14 protein-coding genes are annotated in these 20,331 nt (G+C 63.0%); 10 read left to right on the plus strand and 4 right to left on the minus strand.

Annotated features, from left to right (window positions below; genetic code table 11):
* Window positions 1-21 precede the first annotated feature (21 nt).
* Both OES25_04345 and lpdA read left to right on the plus strand, forming a co-directional pair.
* Window positions 22-1,266 carry a 2-oxo acid dehydrogenase subunit E2 gene (locus tag OES25_04345; GenBank protein ID MDH3626869.1) on the plus strand — a complete coding sequence of 415 codons (1,245 nt, stop codon included), beginning with the start codon at window positions 22-24 and terminating at the stop codon, window positions 1,264-1,266.
* Entirely contained in the window at window positions 1,263-2,690 is a 1,428-nt protein-coding gene (gene lpdA / locus OES25_04350) for a dihydrolipoyl dehydrogenase (protein MDH3626870.1), read from the plus strand. The genes OES25_04345 and lpdA overlap by 4 nt, the downstream gene beginning before the upstream one ends.
* 62 nt (window positions 2,691-2,752) lie before the next feature.
* Here the strand turns inward: lpdA and OES25_04355 are convergent, their stop codons facing one another.
* Together OES25_04355 and OES25_04360 are read right to left on the minus strand one after the other, a co-directional pair.
* Window positions 2,753-3,151: a hypothetical protein gene (locus tag OES25_04355; GenBank protein ID MDH3626871.1), complete on the minus strand. Its 399-nt coding sequence runs from the start codon at window positions 3,149-3,151 to the stop codon at window positions 2,753-2,755.
* A gap of 154 nt (window positions 3,152-3,305) precedes the next feature.
* Window positions 3,306-3,797, minus strand: a complete 492-nt coding sequence (locus OES25_04360) for a peptidylprolyl isomerase (GenBank protein MDH3626872.1) — start codon at window positions 3,795-3,797, stop codon at window positions 3,306-3,308.
* Between the two features lie 240 nt (window positions 3,798-4,037).
* On the opposite strand from OES25_04360, the gene OES25_04365 reads away from it, so the two are divergent.
* The 8 genes from OES25_04365 (at window position 4,038) to OES25_04400 (ending at window position 14,796) form a co-directional block, all read left to right on the plus strand.
* Window positions 4,038-5,696 carry a M20/M25/M40 family metallo-hydrolase gene (locus OES25_04365; protein MDH3626873.1) on the plus strand — a complete coding sequence of 553 codons (1,659 nt, stop codon included), beginning with the start codon at window positions 4,038-4,040 and terminating at the stop codon, window positions 5,694-5,696.
* A 99-nt stretch (window positions 5,697-5,795) separates the two neighbouring features.
* Window positions 5,796-7,499 carry a HAMP domain-containing histidine kinase gene (locus OES25_04370; GenBank protein ID MDH3626874.1) on the plus strand — a complete coding sequence of 568 codons (1,704 nt, stop codon included), beginning with the start codon at window positions 5,796-5,798 and terminating at the stop codon, window positions 7,497-7,499.
* Window positions 7,496-8,914, plus strand: coding sequence for a sigma-54 dependent transcriptional regulator (locus OES25_04375; protein ID MDH3626875.1), 1,419 nt, complete (start codon window positions 7,496-7,498; stop codon window positions 8,912-8,914). Before OES25_04370 ends, OES25_04375 begins: the two co-directional genes overlap by 4 nt.
* A 116-nt stretch (window positions 8,915-9,030) precedes the next feature.
* The gene (locus tag OES25_04380) at window positions 9,031-9,474 is read left to right on the plus strand and encodes a hypothetical protein (GenBank protein ID MDH3626876.1); all 444 of its coding nucleotides are present in this window, start codon (window positions 9,031-9,033) and stop codon (window positions 9,472-9,474) included.
* 51 nt (window positions 9,475-9,525) lie between these two features.
* Window positions 9,526-11,358, plus strand: coding sequence for a DNA mismatch repair protein MutS (locus OES25_04385; protein MDH3626877.1), 1,833 nt, complete (start codon window positions 9,526-9,528; stop codon window positions 11,356-11,358).
* 98 nt (window positions 11,359-11,456) lie between these two features.
* Window positions 11,457-12,383 (plus strand): heme ABC exporter ATP-binding protein CcmA, encoded by a 927-nt coding sequence (gene ccmA, locus OES25_04390; protein ID MDH3626878.1) that lies wholly within the window; start codon window positions 11,457-11,459, stop codon window positions 12,381-12,383.
* A complete protein-coding gene (locus OES25_04395; GenBank protein ID MDH3626879.1) occupies window positions 12,383-13,645 on the plus strand; it encodes an ABC transporter permease in 1,263 nt (420 codons plus the stop codon). Before ccmA ends, OES25_04395 begins: the two co-directional genes overlap by 1 nt.
* A complete protein-coding gene (locus OES25_04400) occupies window positions 13,642-14,796 on the plus strand; it encodes an ABC transporter permease (protein MDH3626880.1) in 1,155 nt (384 codons plus the stop codon). The genes OES25_04395 and OES25_04400 overlap by 4 nt, the downstream gene beginning before the upstream one ends.
* A 10-nt stretch (window positions 14,797-14,806) precedes the next feature.
* Here OES25_04400 and OES25_04405 read toward each other — a convergent pair whose 3' ends face one another.
* A complete protein-coding gene (locus tag OES25_04405; GenBank protein MDH3626881.1) occupies window positions 14,807-19,198 on the minus strand; it encodes an FG-GAP-like repeat-containing protein in 4,392 nt (1,463 codons plus the stop codon).
* Window positions 19,199-19,311: 113 nt separating this feature from the next.
* A complete protein-coding gene (locus OES25_04410) occupies window positions 19,312-20,289 on the minus strand; it encodes an ASPIC/UnbV domain-containing protein (GenBank protein MDH3626882.1) in 978 nt (325 codons plus the stop codon).
* Between the last annotated feature and the right edge of the window lie 42 nt (window positions 20,290-20,331).

Consider the following 20,331-nt stretch of genomic DNA (forward strand, 5'->3'; position numbering starts at 1 on the left):
GCGTCTGACCAGGAGGTAGGGGTGGAAGAGGTCAAGCTCCCCGAATTGGGTGAGAACATCGAAGACGTGGAGGTCTCCGCGGTTCTCGTCAAAGCGGGTGACGCGGTTCACGTCGATCAGCCCTTGCTGGAGGTCGAGACCGAGAAGGCCAGTCTTGAGGTCCCCGCCACCCGCGATGGCGTGGTAGTCGACGTATTAGTGAAGAAGGGCGATCGCGTCCGAGTCGGCCAGACGATCGTTCGACTCGACGGAGAAGCCTCCGCAGCGTCGACCGGGCCGACAGCAGAACCTGCGACGGAGGCGAAGGCGGCCCCCGAACCGACCGTCGTTAAGCCGGCCAAGGTCGTGCAGTTTTCCGGGCCTGCCATGGCGACACCGGACCAACTGGGCATCACGGCACCGGCGGCGCCGTCGACCCGCGCACTGGCCCGCGAACTCGGTGTCGATGTCAACAAGGTGCCCGGCAGCGGCCCCGGTGGTCGTATCAATCGGGATGACGTGAAGGCCTACGCCAAGCGGATCATCCTCGGCGGCGCGGGCGTCGGAGCGACGCCGGCTCCCGAACTCCCGGACTTCTCGCGATGGGGAGCGACCCACGAAGAACCGTTCGGGAGCGTCCGAAGAGCGACGGCCCGGGCGATGTCCAACAGTTGGACCCAGATTCCGCATGTCACCCAGTTCGACCGGGCCGACGTCACCGACCTGGACCAGTCCCGACGCGCTCGAAACAAGAAGGCGAAGAATGGGGCGGCGAAGCTGACGATGACGGCCATCATCATCGAGAAGGTCGCGGCGGCCCTGGCTCAGTTCCCGAAGTTCAACGCCAGTCTCGACCTCGTCGGCGAGCGTGTCATCTACAAGGACTACGTCAACATCGGCGTCGCCGTGGATACCGTTCGCGGTCGGCGCGTACCGGTCTTGAAGGACGCGGACAAGAAAGACCCATCGGAGATCGCTGTGGAGTTGAACGATCTCGCGTCGCGTGCCCGAAATAGAAAACTCAAGCCCGACGAGATGCAGGGGGCCGGCTTCACCATCAGTAACCTTGGCGGTCTCGGAACGACTTACTTCACACCGATTGTCAACTGGCCGGAAGTTTCGATCCTTGGTGTGGGACGAGCGGAGCCACAGGCCGTGTGGCGCGACGATCAGTTCGTGCCCCGAGCGGTGATGCCACTTTCGATCTCCTACGATCATCGGATCATTGACGGAGCGGATGCGGCGCGGTTCCTTCGCTCGCTGGCAGAAGCGCTGGAGGCGCAATGACAGAGGTTCTGCGACACGACCTGGTGGTCGTCGGCGCGGGTCCCGGCGGATACGCCGCGGCCTTTCTCGCGGCAGATCTCGGGATGGACGTCATTCTGATCGACCCCGAGCCCAACCCCGGTGGCGTCTGTCTGTTTCGCGGCTGTATCCCGTCGAAGTCCTTGCTGCATGTCGCCAAGTTGATCCACGAGGCCGAACAGGCGGAAGAGTGGGGGGTCGTGTTCGGGAAACCGAACGTCGATCTCGATCGACTGCGGGGATTCAAGCAGGACGTCGTTGATCGATTGACCGGTGGGCTTGGACAGCTCGCCACGCAGAGGAAGGTCCCCCACCTACGCGGTATGGCGACCATCGTTGGCCCCACCGAGTTGGACGTGGAACGCGTTGAAGGGGGTTCCGTTCGTGTCGAGTTCGGTCATGCGATTCTGGCAACCGGCTCGCGCCCGACGGAACTATCGGCATTTCCCAACGAAGATCCGCGACTGATGGACTCAACGGCTGCGCTCGAAATGGACGAGTTGCCGGAGACGTTGCTCGTCGTGGGTGGCGGTTACATCGGGCTGGAACTGGGTTCGGTCTATTCGGCCCTCGGAAGCCGGGTCACGGTCGTCGAGATGACCGACGGCCTGCTTCCCGGCGCCGACCGCGATCTGGTGCGACCGTTGGCGAAGAGGCTCGAGGCGCAGTTCGAGGCGATCCGCCTGTCGACGAAGGTCGCCACAATCGACGCAGCAGACGATGGCCTCCACGTCTCTCTCGAGCCGGCGGAAGGTCCGGCAGAGTCCCATCGATTCGACCGCGTCCTGGTTGCGATCGGTCGTCGGCCCAACTCCGGTGGTATCGGTCTAGAGACCACCAAGGTTCAGATCGACGGTGACGGGTTCGTTTCCGTCGATGCCCAGTTGAGAACCACCGAACCGACCCTGTTCGCGATCGGGGACCTGGTGGGGCAACCGATGCTGGCTCACAAGGCGTCCCACGAGGCGCGTGTGGCCGTCGAGGCGATCGCCGGGGAGAAAGTCGCCTTCGATCCGGCAGCCATCCCGGCGGTGGTGTTCACGGATCCCGAGGTCGCGTGGTGTGGCCTCACCGAGACCGAGGCGAAACTCGCGGGCCGGAAGATCGAGGTCGCCCGGTTTCCATGGGGCGCCTCGGGACGCGCCAGGACCATCGGGCGGGAGGATGGTCTCACCAAGTTGATCCTGGATCCTCAGACCGAGCGGGTGCTCGGCATGGGCATCGTCGGCGCGGGTGCCGGCGAACTGATCGCGGAAGGGGTCCTCGCCGTGGAGATGGCGGCTCTGGCGGGGGATCTGCGGCTGACGATTCACCCCCATCCCACGTTGTCCGAGACCGTGATGGAGTCGGCCGAGGTCTACTTCGGCCAGAGCACCCACGTCTACCGCCCAAGCCGTCGCCGCTAAAGAGAAAGGGCCCGCAGGTCAATGACCCACGGGCCCCTAATTCGTACAAGCTGAAAGACGCGCTAGTTCAGCGTCCGAATGAGATAGCGGATCTCGCGATCGGCATTGAGTCGCGGCGACGCGACACGGATGCTACGCGGTCCCACCATTCCGGTCAGCGAATCGCCACCAGGGACGATCAAGCCGGGTACCGGCTTGTTGGCACCCGGAACAGCATTGTGAGCCGCCGGTATCGTCACCGGGGTCTCGTTGCCGTTCTCTTCGTCGCCGGGAGAGATGACCGGGGGAAGCATCGTCGGCGTTTCGTCGACGTTGTTCCAGATCAATGAACGATCATAGATGTCGCCTTCGGCGACCTTGATCACAGAAAGGTCCGGCACGACCATATCCATGGCGTGGGTCGCACCGACCGAGAGGATCGCGACTACAAGTACGATCCAAAGGCCCTTGGCTCTCTTCATGGGGAGGTTCCTCCTTATGACTAACCGCATGACACCCTTACTTCTACTCCGATACCTTGCCCCTACACAATAGGGTACCCCCCCATTCGCGCGGAGTCTACCCTGCAAAAGACGGCGACGTGTCGGTTTACGGTGAAACCGTTGGCATTTGAAGCTATTTGCGTCGGATAGAAACGATCGTGACGGTCTCGACCGGCACGTCGCCCATGCCCCCCCGCTGACCCGTCGGTGTGCTCTCGATCTTACGAACGACGTCCATACCGTCGGTCACACGACCGAAAACGGCATAACCGAACCCCTTCGCACTCTTATCGCGATGATTGAGGAAGGCGTTGTCTTTCGTGTTGATGAAGAACTGCGACGTGGCGCTATCGACGATGGGGGTGCGCGCCAGTGCGAGCGTGCCAACCTCGTTGAGGACGCCATTACCGGCCTCGTTCTTGATCGGCGCCTCGGTGGCCTTCTTCGTCATGTCCTTGTCGAACCCACCACCCTGAATCATGAAGTTGCTCATCACTCGGTGGAAGATCGTTCCGTCGTAGTACTCCGCGTCGACGTATTGCAAAAAATTCTTGACGCTGATCGGTGCCTTGTCTTCGTAAAGTTCCATGGTGACGGTGCCGAGACTGGTTTCCATCACCACCATCGGGTTGCCTGCGGCATCGTTGGTTCCCTCTTCTGCCGCAAGACCCAACGTGATGCCGCCGACCAGCATCAGCGCCACAATCGCGGCTGTCTTCACTCCTCGCATGGTTGCCTCCGTATGGGATCGTTGAATCAAGAAGCCTACTACCGGATACCGATTCTCGCAGCCCGTGTCGGGTCTTTCCCCTTACAATCGTGGCGCGTCGGCGCGAGCCGTCGTGAATTCAGCTACGGGAGACCCATGAAATTCCAAGAAATCGCCGCTTCCATAATCTTGAGCCTCCTGTTCGCCGTCGGCTGTGGCGAGCCCGGTTCGACCTCCGATGCCACGTTCCGCACGGCGATGGATGGAGTGGATGCCGACGTCATCGAGTCCCACATGGAGGTCCTCGCAGCCGACGAGATGCAGGGGCGCGGGACGGGGAGCGTGGGCTACCTGGCGGCGGCACGTTACGTCGCGGATCGGATGGCGGAGTTCGGCGTCCAACCCCTCGGCGGTCACGACTCGTACTACCAACAGGTTTCTCTCCTGGCGACCCGTATCGATCTCGAACGGGTCGATGCGGAGATGACTCGTGCATCCGAACGTCGAGCACTTGAATGGGGTGTGGACTATCTCGCCTCGCCCGACTGCCTGCGGCTCGGCGCGGAGGTCGATGCGAAGATCCACTTCGTCGGTTTCGGGGTGCGTGCCGAGGATCAGGCGTACGACGATTACGCGGATATCGATGTCACTGGAAAGCTGGTGGCGATGTTCAGCGGTGCTCCGGAGACCTTTCCGCCGACGATCCGCGCCTTCCATTCGTTGCGCTCCAACAAGCGGCGTCACGCCGCGGAGGTCGGTGCCATCGGGATCCTCTGGATGCAGACCCCTGCGGATCGAAGCAAGTCCAACTGGTCGAGAAGCGTCGAGCACAGCCGCATGGAATCGATGTGCCGGGTCTCCGAAGAGGGCGCACCGCTCGGTGTCGAGGACGAACTCCTCGTCCAGATCCAACTGAGTGAGAGCGGCGAAGACCTGCTCTTCGACACCATGACCGGTGGGCTCAAAACGCGAGCCAAACGTGTTCTCGCCGGCGAAGCCGCGTCGGTCGAGCTTCCCGGCCGGCTCCGACTACGGGCGGGTTCGATCCATCGGCGGCTCGAGAGCCCCAACGTCGTGGGTTATGTTCGCGGTAGCGATGAACGTCTAGCCGAAGAGTACGTCGTCGTCTCGGCCCATCTCGATCATGTGGGAACCGCCGAGGATGGCGAGGGGGACCGAATCTACAACGGAGCGTATGACAACGCCTCCGGTGTTTCGATGCTGCTGGAGTCGGCGCGTGTCTGGGCGGAGAGCCCGACGCCTCCGCGTCGTTCGGTGATCTTCCTCGCCACCACCGGTGAAGAGAAGGGGCTTCTCGGTGCCAAACATTTTGCCGAAAGACCGACGGTTCCCGATGGTTCGATCGTCGCCAACATCAACATGGACATGGCGTTGATGTTCGGGACTCCCAACGACGTCGTCGTGTTTGGCGCGGAGCACTCGAGCCTTGGCGACAACGCCCGGATCGCGGCAGAGGCGGCAGGCCTGCGACTGGCCGAAGACCCGATTCCCGACGAGGTGTTCTTCATCCGCAGTGACCAGTACCCGTTCATCGAGGAGGGGATTCCGTCGGTCTTCGTCTTCTCCGGGATGGACCAGGGCGAGGGTGTCGAGCCCGGCCTCGAGGCCTTCCGGGACTGGATGCGGGACACGTATCACACACCCGCAGACGACATGAACCAGCCGATCCGGTTCGAGACGGGCGCCAGATTTGCGCAGGTCGGCCTGGCCATCGCGTGGCAGGTCGCCCAGGGCGAGGGGCGTCCGTCATGGAATGAGGGGGATTTCTTCGGAAATCGGTTCGGAGCCCATTAGAGCTCCGTCGTCTCCCGCCTCCCGGAACTGGTACGGTTCTTGCTGCTCTAACCGGTTGACCCCTGTCGAAAATGACCCGGGGTCCAGGAGGACGGGATCATGACGGTACGACTGGTCGCCCTGATGAGCGTGGTGTTGTTGCTATCGCTGACCGCGTTTGGACTCAGCGTCAACTACTACCAGGACCAGTTGATGGAAGAGGTGGCCCGAACCGCGGCGGCGGTCGGTAAGGCGACGCTGCGGACCTTCGAATTCGGCGACAATTACGCGAATCAACCTACCGTCGATGGCGACATCCTCGTCTGGGCATCCGGCCACGGCGAGCCGACCGATACGTTCCGTTCGGCCTCAGGCGCACGGACCCATACCCGCCGAATCGAGCGACGCGAGTTGCCCGACGGCCAGACGGCGTTCACGGACGTCACCTGTCACGGCCCGGAGGGTCCCGACGCCGAAGCCGAGTGTGTCACCGTCGAGCGCCTCGACGGACCGGTGATGATCGTTGCGGGAACCGGAACGGCGGAGGGAGTCGTCGGCCCGGATGACGCCAATCATTTTGTCATCCGGATCAACGACATCCACACCGAGTCCGTGGATGATACGGAGATGATCCTCACGATTCCGCGAGTTGAAGGCGTCGACCCCGAGGAGCTGCGACGGTATGCCTCGACGACGCTGTTTCGAAGCGACGGCGCGTGGGTTGACGCCGCCGCCGACCCGGTCCATCCGATGCCGCGAACGGCCGGCTGGACCGCCGACTTTGTTGCGGACCACGCCCGAGGGCCGGACCTGGAATCCCTGCGCTTGCCGATCTCCACCGAGGACTACCGAAAACTATTCGCCCAGATGCAGACCCGCTCACTGTTCCTGTTCCTCGGCGTTTTTCTTGTCGGAACCGTTCTGTCGGCCGGTCTTGCCACGCGGTTTACCCGCCCCATCCGAAAGCTGGATGCCGGGCTGCGAAAGATCAGCGATGGGGATCTCGAAGTGGAGGTCTCGGCAGACGGAAGCGACGAGATGGCCCGCCTCGGCGTGGCCTTCAACGAGATGACTCGCCGCCTACGCGACAGCCGGGAGCGATCGCGGGATCTGGTGCGGAGAGAGAAGCTGACCGCGGTTGGACGATTGGCCGCCGGCGTGGCCCACGATGTTCGTAACCCCCTGCATTCGATCGGCCTGACCCTCGAACATCTGCGTGAGTCCTGTCGGCCGGCTCAAGACGACCGTGGGCAGGAATTTGACGATTCGGTCGAGATCATCCGCGGTGAGATTCGTCGTCTCGATCGGCTGGTGGCGAACTTCCTGCGCTTCACCACAAGCGACGGCGGCGAGCGACAGCTCGTCGATGTCGCGGCCCTCTTGCGTGAAACGGCACAGTTGGTCCGCAAGGAAGCGGAATGGCGCAAGGTCGACGTTCAAGTCGTGGTCGACGATGGCCCAACGACTCTGTGGGGCGATAGCGAGGCACTCCGGTCGTCCGTCCTGAACCTCGTCCTCAACAGCTTCGAGGCGATGCCCGATGGTGGCCGCCTGGACCTGACGTTGCGGAGCGAGGCGGACCGATTGACGATCGAGGTTCGCGACGACGGTCGTGGAATACCCGAGGAACAGCGGGAAAAAGTGTTCGAGTTCGGCTACACGACCCGCGAGGGCGGCAACGGCCTCGGGCTCGCGATGGTGCACCAGACCGTCGTTGAGGATCACGGAGGCCAGATCGGACTCGAGAGCCGAGCCGGCGCCGGGACCACCGTACGAATGATGTTTCCGACCGACGTCCAGAGCCTGGCAGGGAGCGCAGCATGAGCAACGAACCTGGACCCCGAGGATCGTTACTGGTCGTCGACGATGAGGAACCGCAGCGGTTGATGCTGGAGAAGTTCCTGACCAAGGCCGGCTATGACGTGGTGACTGCGCCCGACGGCAAGGTCGCCCTCGAGCGATTGGGCGAGAGGTCCTTCGATCTCTTGCTGACCGACCAGCGGATGCCACGACTGGATGGGCTAGAGCTGCTGGAGGCCGCGCAGCGGGATCATCCCCGCCTTCCGGTGGTCTTGATGACCGCGCATGGATCGGTCTCGAGCGCGGTGCAGGCGATGAAGCGGGGTGCCGCCGACTACCTGACCAAGCCGTTTGAGCGTGACGAACTGCTGGTCGTGGTCGACAAGGCGCTCCGTCAGAGTCGGCTCGAGGAGCAGGTCGAGAACCTCCAGGGAGAACTGAAGTCCCGCTATCGGCTTGGCAACCTCGTGGGGCAGTCCTCGCAGATGCAAGATGTGTTCAATCTGATCGAGCGGGTATCTTCCACCGATGTCTCGGTGATGATCTCCGGAGAGAGCGGAACCGGCAAGGAGTTAGTTGCCCGGGCCATCCACGAAAACAGCCCTCGAGTGAACGGCGCGTTCGTCGCGCTCAACTGTGCCGCGATTCCCGAGACGCTGCTGGAGAGCGAGTTCTTCGGCCACGAAAGGGGCGCCTTCACCGGTGCGACCCGAACGCATATCGGTCGCTTCGAACAGGCCGACGGAGGCACGCTGTTTCTCGACGAGATTGGCGCCATGCGTTTCGACCTTCAAGCCAAGCTCCTCAGGGCGATTCAGGAGCAGGAGGTCCAGCGACTGGGGGCGTCGCAGACACGAAAGGTAGATGTTCGGATCGTCGCCGCGACCTCCGACGATCTGCAGCAGGCGATTCGCAGTCGGAGCTTCCGGGAGGATCTCTATTACCGACTCTGCGTCGTTCCGATCCACATGCCTCCGGTCCGAGAGCGGGATGACGACGTCCCGTTGCTTGTGGACCACTTTCTGCAACGGGCAACCCGGAAATTCGACCGTCCACCGGTCCATATGGCTCCCGAAGTACTGGAACGGCTGCAACGATTCTCCTGGCCCGGGAACGTCCGCGAACTGGAGAACTGCATCGAACGGATGATGGTGCTGTCTACCGGCGATCGACTGAGCCTCGCGGACCTACCGCTACATATGCGGGACGGCGCGCGGGCCGGTGAGGGGAGTGCCGAGAGCTTCGAACTGCCCGTCGACGGGGTGATCCTCGGCGACCTCGAGGCCCGGCTGATACAGCAGGCGCTCTCCCGGACACGGGGCAGCCTCGGGCCGGCGGCCCGCCTCCTGGGGATCTCCTACAAGACGCTTCAGTACCGCATCCGCAAGCATGGGCTGGACGAATCGCCACCTCAGATCAAGCGGGCCGACCCCATATGAGGTCGATCGGGCTCCATCGATCGAGATGTCACCGAACTTTTACGGCTTTTCGGGCAACCTCGGTGGGGTCTCGTGCGTTCTAACCTATGAGAACGGGGTAGAGAGGATCTAGATCGATGCGAACTCTCACAGATGCGGCGGTGCTCTTGGTTCTGGGGGTCGCGGCCCTCACGTTCGAGGTGACCCCCGTTGACGCCGACACCACGGCTGCCGGCAGTGAGCCGATCCCGCGTCCTGCCCTGGCCTCGGTCCTGCCGACGGAAACCACCGGTTTCGACACCCTGCAGGTTCCCCACGCCGTCCCCGTGAGGCTGGCGGCGACGGACCGATTGCCCCTCGATACGTATCGCAACGCCCCGTCCGGCACGCCTTGCGGAGGACTCGCCATCGAAGCCCAACGGGTGGAAGCCCTACCCTCCATCGAGGTGGCCGTTGGCGAACATCGGATGGTCATCCAGTTGGACGACGCTCGCGAAACGGTGCGCCGCTACTGCGATCAGTTCCAGGCCCTGATGGAGCAGTTCCCGGGTGATCTGGAGAGCCCGCGGATCCGTTGCTGACCGCGTAGCCCCGCCATCCCACCGTCGCCGGATCTGGGTTAGAGTCCTCCGGTGGCTATCGAACAACAACCCGCGCCATCCGAATACGCTCGGCGTCTCGAGCGCTGGCGGATCCAGCGACAGACCCTCGAGCAGACCGAACTTGGTTGGTCCCTGACCCGCGTCGCCCTGTTTGTCGGCGCCATCGCGCTGTCGTGGCAAGCGTTTTCGGTTCGAAGCGTCCACGGTGGGTGGCTCCTGGTTCCGTTGGTGTTGTTTCTGCTGGCCATGACCGCTCACGATCGGGTCATCCGCCGTCGTCGCCAGGCACAGCGCGCCGAGACGTACTACCGGAAAGGCATCGCGCGGTTGGAAGGACACTGGGCGGAGCAAGGGGACGACGGCGCACGCTTCCGTGACGACAGCCACCCATATGCCTCCGACCTGGATCTGTTCGGCGGCGGGTCATTATTCCAACGTCTGAATCAGGCTCGCAGCGAAATCGGCAAGCGTCGCCTGGTCGATTGGCTTCGCGATTCCGAGACGGTCGCGACAATCCAGAGACGACAGGAGGCCGTCCGCGAGTTGGCCGCGGCGCATGATATTCGCGAGTCTCTCGCGATCGTCGGGGAGGACGTCGAGGGTCCCGTCGATCTCGTCGGGTTGGAACGATGGCTGGCCGATCGATCCCCGCCCCGTCGTGGTCTCGCGTGGGCCGCCGCAATCCTGGCGCTCAGCAACGTTCTAACCTTGGCGTACTGGTGGTCTCCGCTGATCGATGGCGTGCAGCCGCTCGAGAAGTTCTGGGAGATGTCGCCGGCGTTTCTGCTGTCGGCGTTCGCCTCGCTGCTGGTCGCGGTGGTCCACCTTCGTCGAACACGGCAGATCCTCGGCGGCGTGGGGCAGCCCGCGATGCTCCTTGAACTGTTTACGGCGCTTTTGACCAGAATCGAAGAACAGACGTTCACGGCGCCCCGGCTGCGCGAGCTCCAGTCGCGGCTGGCGGTAGCAAAGGGCACGGGCTCCGCGTCGCGGGCGATCCGTCATCTGCGTCTTCTGGTCGAGGTTGAGGAATCTCGATCCAACATGATCCTCTCGGGATTGGGTGGCTTGACCCTACTCGGCACCCAGCTGGCCCTCGGCATGGAGCGATGGCGCTGTCGTCATGGTGGAGACGTGCTCGGCTGGCTCGACACACTCGCCGAGTTCGAGGCCACGGCATCGCTTGCGACTTATCGTTTCGAACGGCCCGACGATACGTTTCCAGAGCTACGCGAAGACGGCCCGCACTACGAAGCCCAGGAATTGGGGCATCCGTTGATCGATCCCTCTGTCTGCGTACGAAACGACCTCATGCTGGGTTCCGAGCATCGCCTGTATCTTGTGAGCGGGTCGAACATGTCGGGCAAGAGTACGTGGTTGCGGAGCGCGGGCATCAACGCGGTCCTGGCTCTCTGTGGGGCGCCCGTCTGCGCCCGGCGGATGACGATTTCGCCGCTCAGGGTGGGGGCGTCGATGCGCACGATCGATTCGCTGCAGGCTGGCCTCTCCCATTTCTACGCAGAGATCAAACGACTACGCTTCCTCGTTGATCTGACAGCGGGCGATCAACCCGTCCTGTTTCTACTCGACGAGATCCTCCACGGGACCAACTCCCACGATCGACGGATCGGCGCCGATGCGCTTGTGCGCGGGCTCGTCGAGAAGGGGGCGATCGGGCTGGTGACGACTCACGATTTGGCCCTCGCACAGATCGCGACCGCCCTGGCGCCCAGGGCACGCAACGTTCATTTTGCCGACCGACTCGAGGACGATCGCGTCGTATTCGACTATCGACTTCGGGACGGCGTCGTCGATCACAGCAATGCGCTGGCTCTCATGCGCGCGATCGGCCTCGAGGTCTAGGGCACCGGCAGGGCGCGCCGGTCCGCGAGAATTTTCTGGGTTTCGACTCTCCGAACTGGAAAGATAGTCTCGACGCACCCCGGCAAGAGGAGCCCTCCATGATCGAAGTCCGGAGCCTGCAAAAAAGTTTCGGATCGATCCACGCGGTCCAAGACCTATCGTTCACGGTCAACGCCGGAGAGATCTACGGGTTGCTCGGGCCGAATGGTGCGGGGAAGACGACCACACTATCGATGCTTGCGGGGTTGCTCGAGCCCGACGACGGGACGGTTCGATTTGCGGACCTCGACCTGACGCGGGATCGCGACGCAGTTCAACGTCAGTTGGGGGTCGTCCCCCAGGAAGTCGCACTCTACGAGGAGTTCAGCGCCCGGGAGAATCTCCGCTTCTGGGGCGGACTCTATGGGTTGGCGGGAAACACGCTACAGGAGTCCGTCGAACGAGTCTTGCGGCAGGTCGGCCTGTCGGACAACGCAGACCGGCCGGTCCGTGGTTTCTCCGGTGGGATGAAACGGAGACTCAATCTCAGCCTGGGTCTGGTCCACGAACCGAAGATTGTGATGCTGGACGAGCCCACCGTGGGTATCGATCCGCAGGCCCGACACAACATCCTCGAGGTTGTTCGTCAAATCGCGGAGCAGGGAACGACCATTCTGTACACGACTCACTACCTGGAAGAGGCCGAGACACTCTGTGATCGGATCGGGATTCTTGACGAGGGTCGCCTTCTGGCCGACGGCACGCTCGAGGAACTCAAGCGGGAGGCCGGGGAGGGCGAGTGGATCACGGTTAGCGGGGACGATGTGGAGACGCGTCTTCGCAACCTCGTCGGCGAGGACCGCTCCGTTCGCTGGGTGAGCGGCGAACGGAATCGTGTAGTGCTGACGGCCATCGGCGAGGGACAGGCGATCCCGCTCCTGCAGAGGTTGCTGCGCGAGACCGAGGGCATCGACGGCGTGACCATCCAGCCGCCGAGTCTGAACGGGCTCTTCCTCAAGCTGACGGGGCGGGAGCTACGAGACTGATGCGCGTCGTGTGGCACCTCGTGCGCAAGGATCTCCGGAGACGGATGCGGTCGCCGTTGGCACCACTCCTGGTTCTGGCGTTCCCGCTGGTCTTCGCCGGGCTACTGGCGGCGACGTTCGGCAGTGACAACGAGCCGCGGCAGCCGCGAATCGACCTCTACGTCGAGGATCTGGATGACAGCGTGGTTTCCCGCGCCCTCCTGTCGGTATTGCAGTCGGAGCAAGCATCGGCGAACCTCTCCGTCAGCCGAATTGCGGCCGGCGCCGACAACCCGATCGAGGACGGCCGCGGAACGGCGTTACTTCGAATTCCAGAGGCGTTCGGTCAGGACCTGCTGGCGGGACGCCCCGTCCGTCTCGAACTGATCAAGAACCCGGCGCAGGGCATCCTCTCCGCTGCGGCAGAGCAGGGCAGTCATGTCCTCGCAGAGCTTCTCTCGGCAGCCTCCTTCGCTCTCCGAGAACCGTTGGATCAGCTTGGCGAATGGACGACGAAGGACGACGCGGAGCCGAGCGAGGCGCAGGTGCTCGGCCTGACGGCGTCGATCTATGCGGCGGTCGAATCCGCCGAGGTGTTCGTGCTTCCACCGGCGCTGACGCTGGAAACCGGGACGAATTCCGCGGACGACGACGAGGACTCCGTCAGCGGGTTCGGTTCGGTGTTCCTCTTCATCCTGCCGGGAATCTCCGTCTGGGCACTCTTCCTGGTGGGGGACATCGGCATGCGGGAGCTGATGACAGAGGGCAACACAGGTACGTTGCGACGACAGCTTTCTTCGCCGCTGTCTCCTCATCGATTGCTGGTGGCCAAGGCCGTCTATACCGGAGTGCTTGCGCTGGGGAGCCTGGTGCTGCTCTCCGTCATCGGCGCCGTGTTTGTGTCAGCGCCCATCGACCTGCTCGGCTATGGCGTCCTCTCGGCAGCGTTGGTACTGGCGATCGTCGGTTTCGCCGCAGCGATCTACTCCATCAGCGCGACGGAGCGGCAAGGAGCGACTCTGTCGTCGATCCTGATGTTGGCCTCTGCGTTCATCGGTGGCTCCTTCATCCCGGTCTCATCGATGCCGGAAGCCGTCCAACGGTTCGCACCCCTATCTCCGTTTTATTGGGGCGCGGATGGGTTCGGCCAACTGCTACGGGATGGTGCGCAACTTGGCGATATCGCCACGAATGTCGTCGTGCTGTCGTTGATCGGAGTCGTGTTACTTACCGTGGGTGGCCGCTTGTTACAACGTAAGCTCCTCAGAGGGCGGCTGGCATGAGAGTTATCTGGCTGCTGGCGCTCAACGATCTCCGGCTGACGGCGAAGGACCGTCCCGCGCTGATCTGGATGATCATCATGCCCATCGCCATGATGGCGTTCTTCGGCATGATGGGCGGTGGTGGATCCAACACGACGCCCTTGATCGCACTGACCATCGACAACCAGGATTCCGGTTGGCTCGGGGACGCGTTCGTTGCCGAGTTGGAGGCGCGTCAGCTCGAGATCACGTCGCTCGCCGACGTCGACGTCAACGCTGACGCGAACGCTGCGGAATCACCGGTGCGAGTCCTGCATCTGCCGGCGGGTCTCACCGACGGCGTGTTGGGTGGCGATCCGCAGACGCTGCGGCTGGAGACACGAGAAGACGCGTCCATGGACTTCACCTTTGCGGCGCAGGTCAACGTCTTTCGCGCGATTGTCACCACGCTGGGAAGGCTGGTGGAACTCGGACAGGGGGGTGGAGTTCCCGACGCGGACGGTTTTGCCCGGCTGGCCTCGCGAGAGCCGCTGGTCGCCGCCGATGTCTCCATGGCCGGGCGTGGGACGCCGGTGCCGTCGGGAACGGCGCAGAGCGTTCCGGGAATGCTGACGATGATGGTTATGATGATGACGCTGATCTATGGCGCGGTCTTTCTGACGCAGGAGAAACAGCAGGGCATGCTTCGTCGACAGACGGTGATGCCCTTCGGTCGTGGAACGCTTATCGCGGGCAAACTGTTCGGGCGTGTGCTGATCGGTGGTGTCCAGACGGCCATCCTGTTGCTCGCAGGTCGATTCCTCTTCGGTGTTCACTACGGCTCGTCGGGCGGTGCCCTGCTTCTGTTGCTGGTTTCCTACGTCGCTGCGGTTGCCGGGCTATCGACCTGGTTGGGGGCGGTGGCCCGTGACGCCGGGCAGGCGTCGGCCATCGGTTGGATCGGGTCCCTGGTGATGGCGGCCGTCGGTGGGTGTTGGTGGCCGGCGGAGGTGATGCCGGAGTGGATGCGTGCTGCGTCCCGCATCTTCCCCACCTCGTGGGCGATGGACGGCTTCCATCAGTTGATCTCGTTCGGGCACGGATTTGACGGGGTGTGGCTGCCGTCGTTGGCACTCTTCGGATTTGCGGCGGTCTCCGGGATTGCCGGAGCCCGCCACCTTCGCGTCGATTGAGATCCGTTCTTTACTGGCAGACACCCACGGACTGGGATGCACAGAGGCCGGAACCGACCTGCCGCTCCGCACCCTGGCTGTCCCGACCGTACGAGCCCTCTCGTAATGCGTTTCTCGGCACGACGAGGTAGTAGACGTTGCCTGCCGCTGTTGCCACCGTCTCGGACGTGAGGCCGCCGGTCGAACACTGGATCGACGAGTGGTCGTCGAAGAGGCCGCCAAGAGTTCCCGCATAGATGGCGTAATCGTCGTCGTTCGCACCGCACGACGCCGTCCAATCCAACTGGATCATGCCCCCCGACGGATTGACCATGAGCCCGACGACGTCACCTGCGGACGCGCTGACCGTCGTGTTGAAAAGCATCTCGTCGTCGCTATCGACGTCGCCATCGCGGTCCGTGTCGGAGATCGAGCACGGGTCGTCCGGCGTGAAGAACACTCCCGGGCCCGTGAAACAGCCCTGGAACCCGACGTGATCGTCCAGATCCACGTCGTTGTCTCCGTCGTGGTCGAACTCGACCCGTCCAAGTGAATCGAGGAAGGCGATCAACGCATCCTGATCGCTCAGGCTGAGCGCATTGAATGCCGCCGTCGACGTCGAGCCCTCGGAGCCCAGCGAGTCGTGAAGTGCGATCGCGTCGCGGGTTCGACTCTCGTGCGTCCCGCCGGCCACGCGACCGTCGTGCCAGATCGGATCGCGAGTACGGAAACCCCAGAGCGGAGGCGTGCGGATCTCTCTCTGCCCGCCATCACCCTGCTTGATGAAGTCTGCGTTCTGGCCCATGTCGTGCAGCAGGAAATCGGAGTACGGTCGAATGACCTTGGCGCGGAGCGCATCTTCCAGCGCCATATCATCACGCGTGACGAAGCCCGGCGTATGGCACGACGCACACGACACCGAGTTGAAGATCGCTTCGCCGGTCATTCCGTTTCGTGGGGTCTGCGGGGGTGGCGCGAGGAAACGCTGGAAGTCCGTGACGCGATCGATGAAGTCGAAACCCTCGCCATCGGGCCCGTCTTCCGGATCCGGGACCGAATCGCAGGACGCAAGCAAAACAAGATCGCCGTTCGGGGCGTTCTCGGTGGGAACCAGTCGATTGGTCAGCCCCATCTCGTTAAGCGACGCGTCACCCGAAAAGGTCAGCAGAGTCGGCACCTGGGCCTTCCAGCCGAAACGCCCCACGCGAGGTACGCCGGGCGCCTCCAACGCCTCGACGATGTGTGCGCGGCCGCTGACACCAGGAGGTGGCAACGTCTCGCCGGCCTGAATGTCTGCATCGTCAATGGACTCCACGAGACCGAAACCGAGAATCGTGGGTGTGACCCGGTTGGCCGTGACGTTGGCCTGAGCCGGAATCGTCTCGGCGCAGGGAGTCGAGATCGTCGAATGCTGCAGCAAAGAGCCGCCGAGATCCGCGAGCGGATCGAATCCGCCGGCCTTCGGGTCGTCAAACCCGAATCGGGTAACCACGATGGAACCAGAACCACCGATCGGGTTGCTGTGACAGCTTGCGCAACTGTCCTGGTTGAAGATCGGGCCGAGTCCCTGGGCGGCACTCAGACCCGTGTTGAACAGCGTCTTACCGGCTTCAAATCGGAGTAGCTGATCCGGTAAGAGTCCGTGCACCGGATCCCCGTTTCGAGGTTGAAGCGTGATGTTGCCGACACACGTGTCGCCGGACTCGTCGCAGGTCTGCCCCGGACAGGCGTCCGCGGGCGGGCTACAGGTCCCGCCGTCGCAGGTCTCTGCGCCGTTGCAGAAGTTGCCATCGTCACAGTCTCCGTCGAGGGTGCAGGCGACGCAGCTGTCCAGGTTGTCATCGCACTGGCTGCTGGGGCAGGGGAGGGTGCCGGGCAGGCAGACGTTGGCGGAGCATGTCTCCGGCCCGTTGCAGAAATCGCCATCGTCGCAGTCGGCGTCGACGAAACAATCCTGGCAAGAATCGGTCCCCTCGTCGCACACCTGGCCGGGACACGGGGACGTTCCGGGGTCACAGATCCCGGCATTACAGGTCTCCGTACCGTTACAGAAATTGCCGTCGTTGCAATCGGCCGAGATGACGCACTGCGTGCAGGTGAACGATTCGACGAGAAACCCATCGACGCCACCCTCGGTAATCGAATCGTTGGGGAAGTCGGCGATTCGGAATCGCATGTTGATCGTCGAGTCGGCCGGTACGTAGTCCTCGACTCGGAACTTGGTCCGTGTCCATTGGTTCTGATCGGCGCCGGCGATCTCGACGGTCTGCCAGTCAACGCCGTTGTCGGAGATGGCTATCTCCATCCAGTCCTGTGTTCCACCTTCACTGAATGCCCAACGATCGTAAGAGATCCACGCGCTGAGCCCTGTCAGGTCGATCGAGGGGCTGATCAGATCCGTCGGGCCGCCGTCGAGATCGAAGAGTTCCGCGTCACCGCCGGCGGGGCTGTTTCGCGTGACCATCGCCTGAACGCCGTTGTCTTCCGAGTCCTCGCCGGGTGCGGCCTGTTGTCCACTTCCGGTGATCGTCGACCCGGGGACTGCCTGTTCCCAGACACCCGCAAGGACCAGGCGGTTCTTGACGGTCCACGCCGACACGTCTCCCTCGAAACCTTCGGCGAGCACCGTCTGGGTCCCAAATGCGCTGATCGCCTCGAATGCCGTCCCGGGAGCGTCCTCGGGGAACTTGAACAGACCACCACCCGACAGAGAGGCCGAGAAGTAGAAATCCATCGTCTGAAGACAGGTGGATGACGGCAGCGTTCCTTCGTAGATGTCGTTACCCAGCGCCGTCAACGGCGACTCGACATAAGGCCCCCCGTCGATGGAGACGAACAGCTTCTCGCTGCCGGGAGCGATCGTGTCGCCCGACGGCACCGCCTCGACCTGAACGGCCGTCGGGGTGCCGGGGTTGATCAGTTCCGGGAGGGGCGACGGCAGGTCGTAGGTGATCTTGAACAGACCCTGATTCATCCAGACCTGGGTGCCGACGCAGCGGCCGATTACCAGATCGTCCCAGCCGTTGCCGTCGATGTCGAAGATCGCGACGTCGTGGACACCGGTCAACTGGTCGGCGGGGATACTGGCGATCAGGCAGCTGGCCGGGTTGGAACCATTGGAGCAACCGCTCCCGCCCGTCTCTTCGAGTAGGCTCGGGAAATCTCCCGGAATGCCGCCCTGATTATGGTAGATATGCAGGCGGCGACTACAGCCCGCCTCGTCGACGTCGACATCCGCGATAAGTACGTCGCTCCAGCCGTCCTGGTCGAGATCCGTGATGATGCTGTTGCTACCGAACCCGTCATCCCCGGTGCCCTGGAACTGGAACGTGCTGTCGGTGAACTGCGCGCGCCCGGCCCCCCCGTTACCCAGGTTGATCAGATAGCGGTCGGCGCCGTCATCCGTGATGACCATGTCGAGCATGCCATCGTTATTTAGGTCGCCGACGGATACGAAGTACGGCGCGTTCTGGTTGACGACCTCGTGGTTGTCGAAGAACCCCTCATTGGAGGGCGAGTTGTAAGCCACGCCGACATACTGCGGGGCATTGAGAGCAGTCTGTTTGACGATGTCGTTGAACCCGTCGCCGTTGATATCGATGATGGCCGCGGCCGCTCCGAACGCGGTGACCTCGAAGGCCGTGTCGGTGCCACCGGGGATCTCGATAAGGCCGGAGAGGCGTGCCTGAGTCTCGTCGATGTACTCGATGCCGTTGTTGTTGATCAGGAGTCGATCGTTGAAATCGGCGCCGGGCGGCTGTTCGTTGCCACCAGCACCGCTGCTGTCGTAGTCGCCGAACCAGAGATCCGGCCGCTGGTCACCGCTGACGTCACCGACAGCGATGGAGCAGAACCGTGGGTTGAACCCCGATTGACCGGTGTAACTCAGCAGCGTGGGGATCCACGCATCTTCGTAGCGGATGCCGAGCCAGTTGCCGCCGCCATCTTCGCCCTGGTTGATATAGATCCGTGGATGGCCGATATGTTTGGGGTCGCCGTCGCTGATGGTGACGGCGGTCACCACGTCGAGCCACGTATCGCCGTCGACATCGACCAGCTTGACGTCGCGATCGTTGGTCGCGGTCATGAATCCGTTGTCGCCAGGGACACTCGAGGAGACGGCAAGGGCCGCCGTGAAGTCCGTGAGGACTCCACTCTCGTTCAACAACAGGACGTTCGTCTTCTTGCCCGCGGACGTGAACGGCTGTTTGCGAACGACCACGAGGTCGATGTCCCCATCCTTATCGATATCACCCCATGCGTAGTCCTTCTCCTCGACGTCGTTGAGAAGTGTCGCCGCCGGACCTGAGAGCCTGGAGACGGTCTCCTCGGTGAATTCGATCCACTGCGCGAAGACCGGACCGGAGAACAGGCTGATGAAAAGGAACAGTCCTACGACCGACAATCTGGTTGAACGCGTCACTTGCCCCTCCTGCAGGTAGCCACTCTTGTACTTAAGCGCGTTGCTCCGCACAACCGGATTCTGGTGGCGGCGTTTCGCGAAAGTGAGAAACGAGCGCTTTTCGGGCAAAGGACTCAGGGTCGATCGGATCGTTCAAGATAAAACTCGGCGTCATCCTGGCGACCGCGCTTTTTCAGTAACCGGCCCAACTCACCCAGGTTTCGTGGAGATCCGTAGTACCACCGTCCGGGGTAGAGGCTTCGCCTGGACGGAGACTGTGCGGGGTCCAGAGCGCCTCCGGCATCAGACAGAAATCTGGAGGGAATGATCGCGCCGAAGTACAGGATCTGCAGTCGACCTTCGGCATCGATGAGCAAGTTCGCGGGAATCGGTAACTCGTCGGCCCGACCGGTCACGTGCTGAATCAGGGTCTCGAGGGTCACGAGGGCGTCCGGATCAAGAAAAACCGCAGCCGCCATTGCCGAACGCCCCGCGACCTCGTGTTGGCGACGGTACCAATCCGTCGCAGCGTCACGATCTTCCGGTGGATCGAGCGAGACGGGGCTCCAGTGAATCGATGCCGCGTTCAACTCCGTTGATGCCGCGGCGAAGGACCGCACCTCTTCCGCACAGGGGAGGCACCAATGCGCCCAGAGGTTGACCAATGTCGCGGTCCCGGTCTTCACGCGAAGCTCGCGTAGGAGTGGAGGCGGCAGCGGCAGCGGTGTCTTCAGCAAGATGCGGGTCATTGGCTGAGGACGGTCCTGGCGCTCTCGTACGCTCAAGCGGGGTGTAGGTCGTTCAATCGACGTCCCGCGACCCTCTCCCTCTACCACACGATAGCGACCGTTCACGGCCATCGGTTCGATCGTTTCCCGCGCTCCACCCGGCCACTGAATCGTCAGACCGTCGATCGATGTCGCTTCACCGAGACCGAAGTGGATCGTTGACGAGGACTGCGACAGGTAGCCGTCCCCGGCGGTCACCTGTCGAACACGACGCCTCCCATCGGCTAGCAGTTCGACCATGGCACCGATGGCATCGCGGTTTGAGCGGACTCCGACGAGCTTTAGCGACAGGAAAGCGTGGTCGGTCTCGAGCCTGTTCTCCATGAACCGTAGTTGTGGACCCGTCCGATTCTTGATCCACAGGTC

Source organism: Acidobacteriota bacterium (assembly GCA_029861955.1).
Classification (GTDB): domain Bacteria; phylum Acidobacteriota; class Polarisedimenticolia; order Polarisedimenticolales; family Polarisedimenticolaceae; genus JAOTYK01.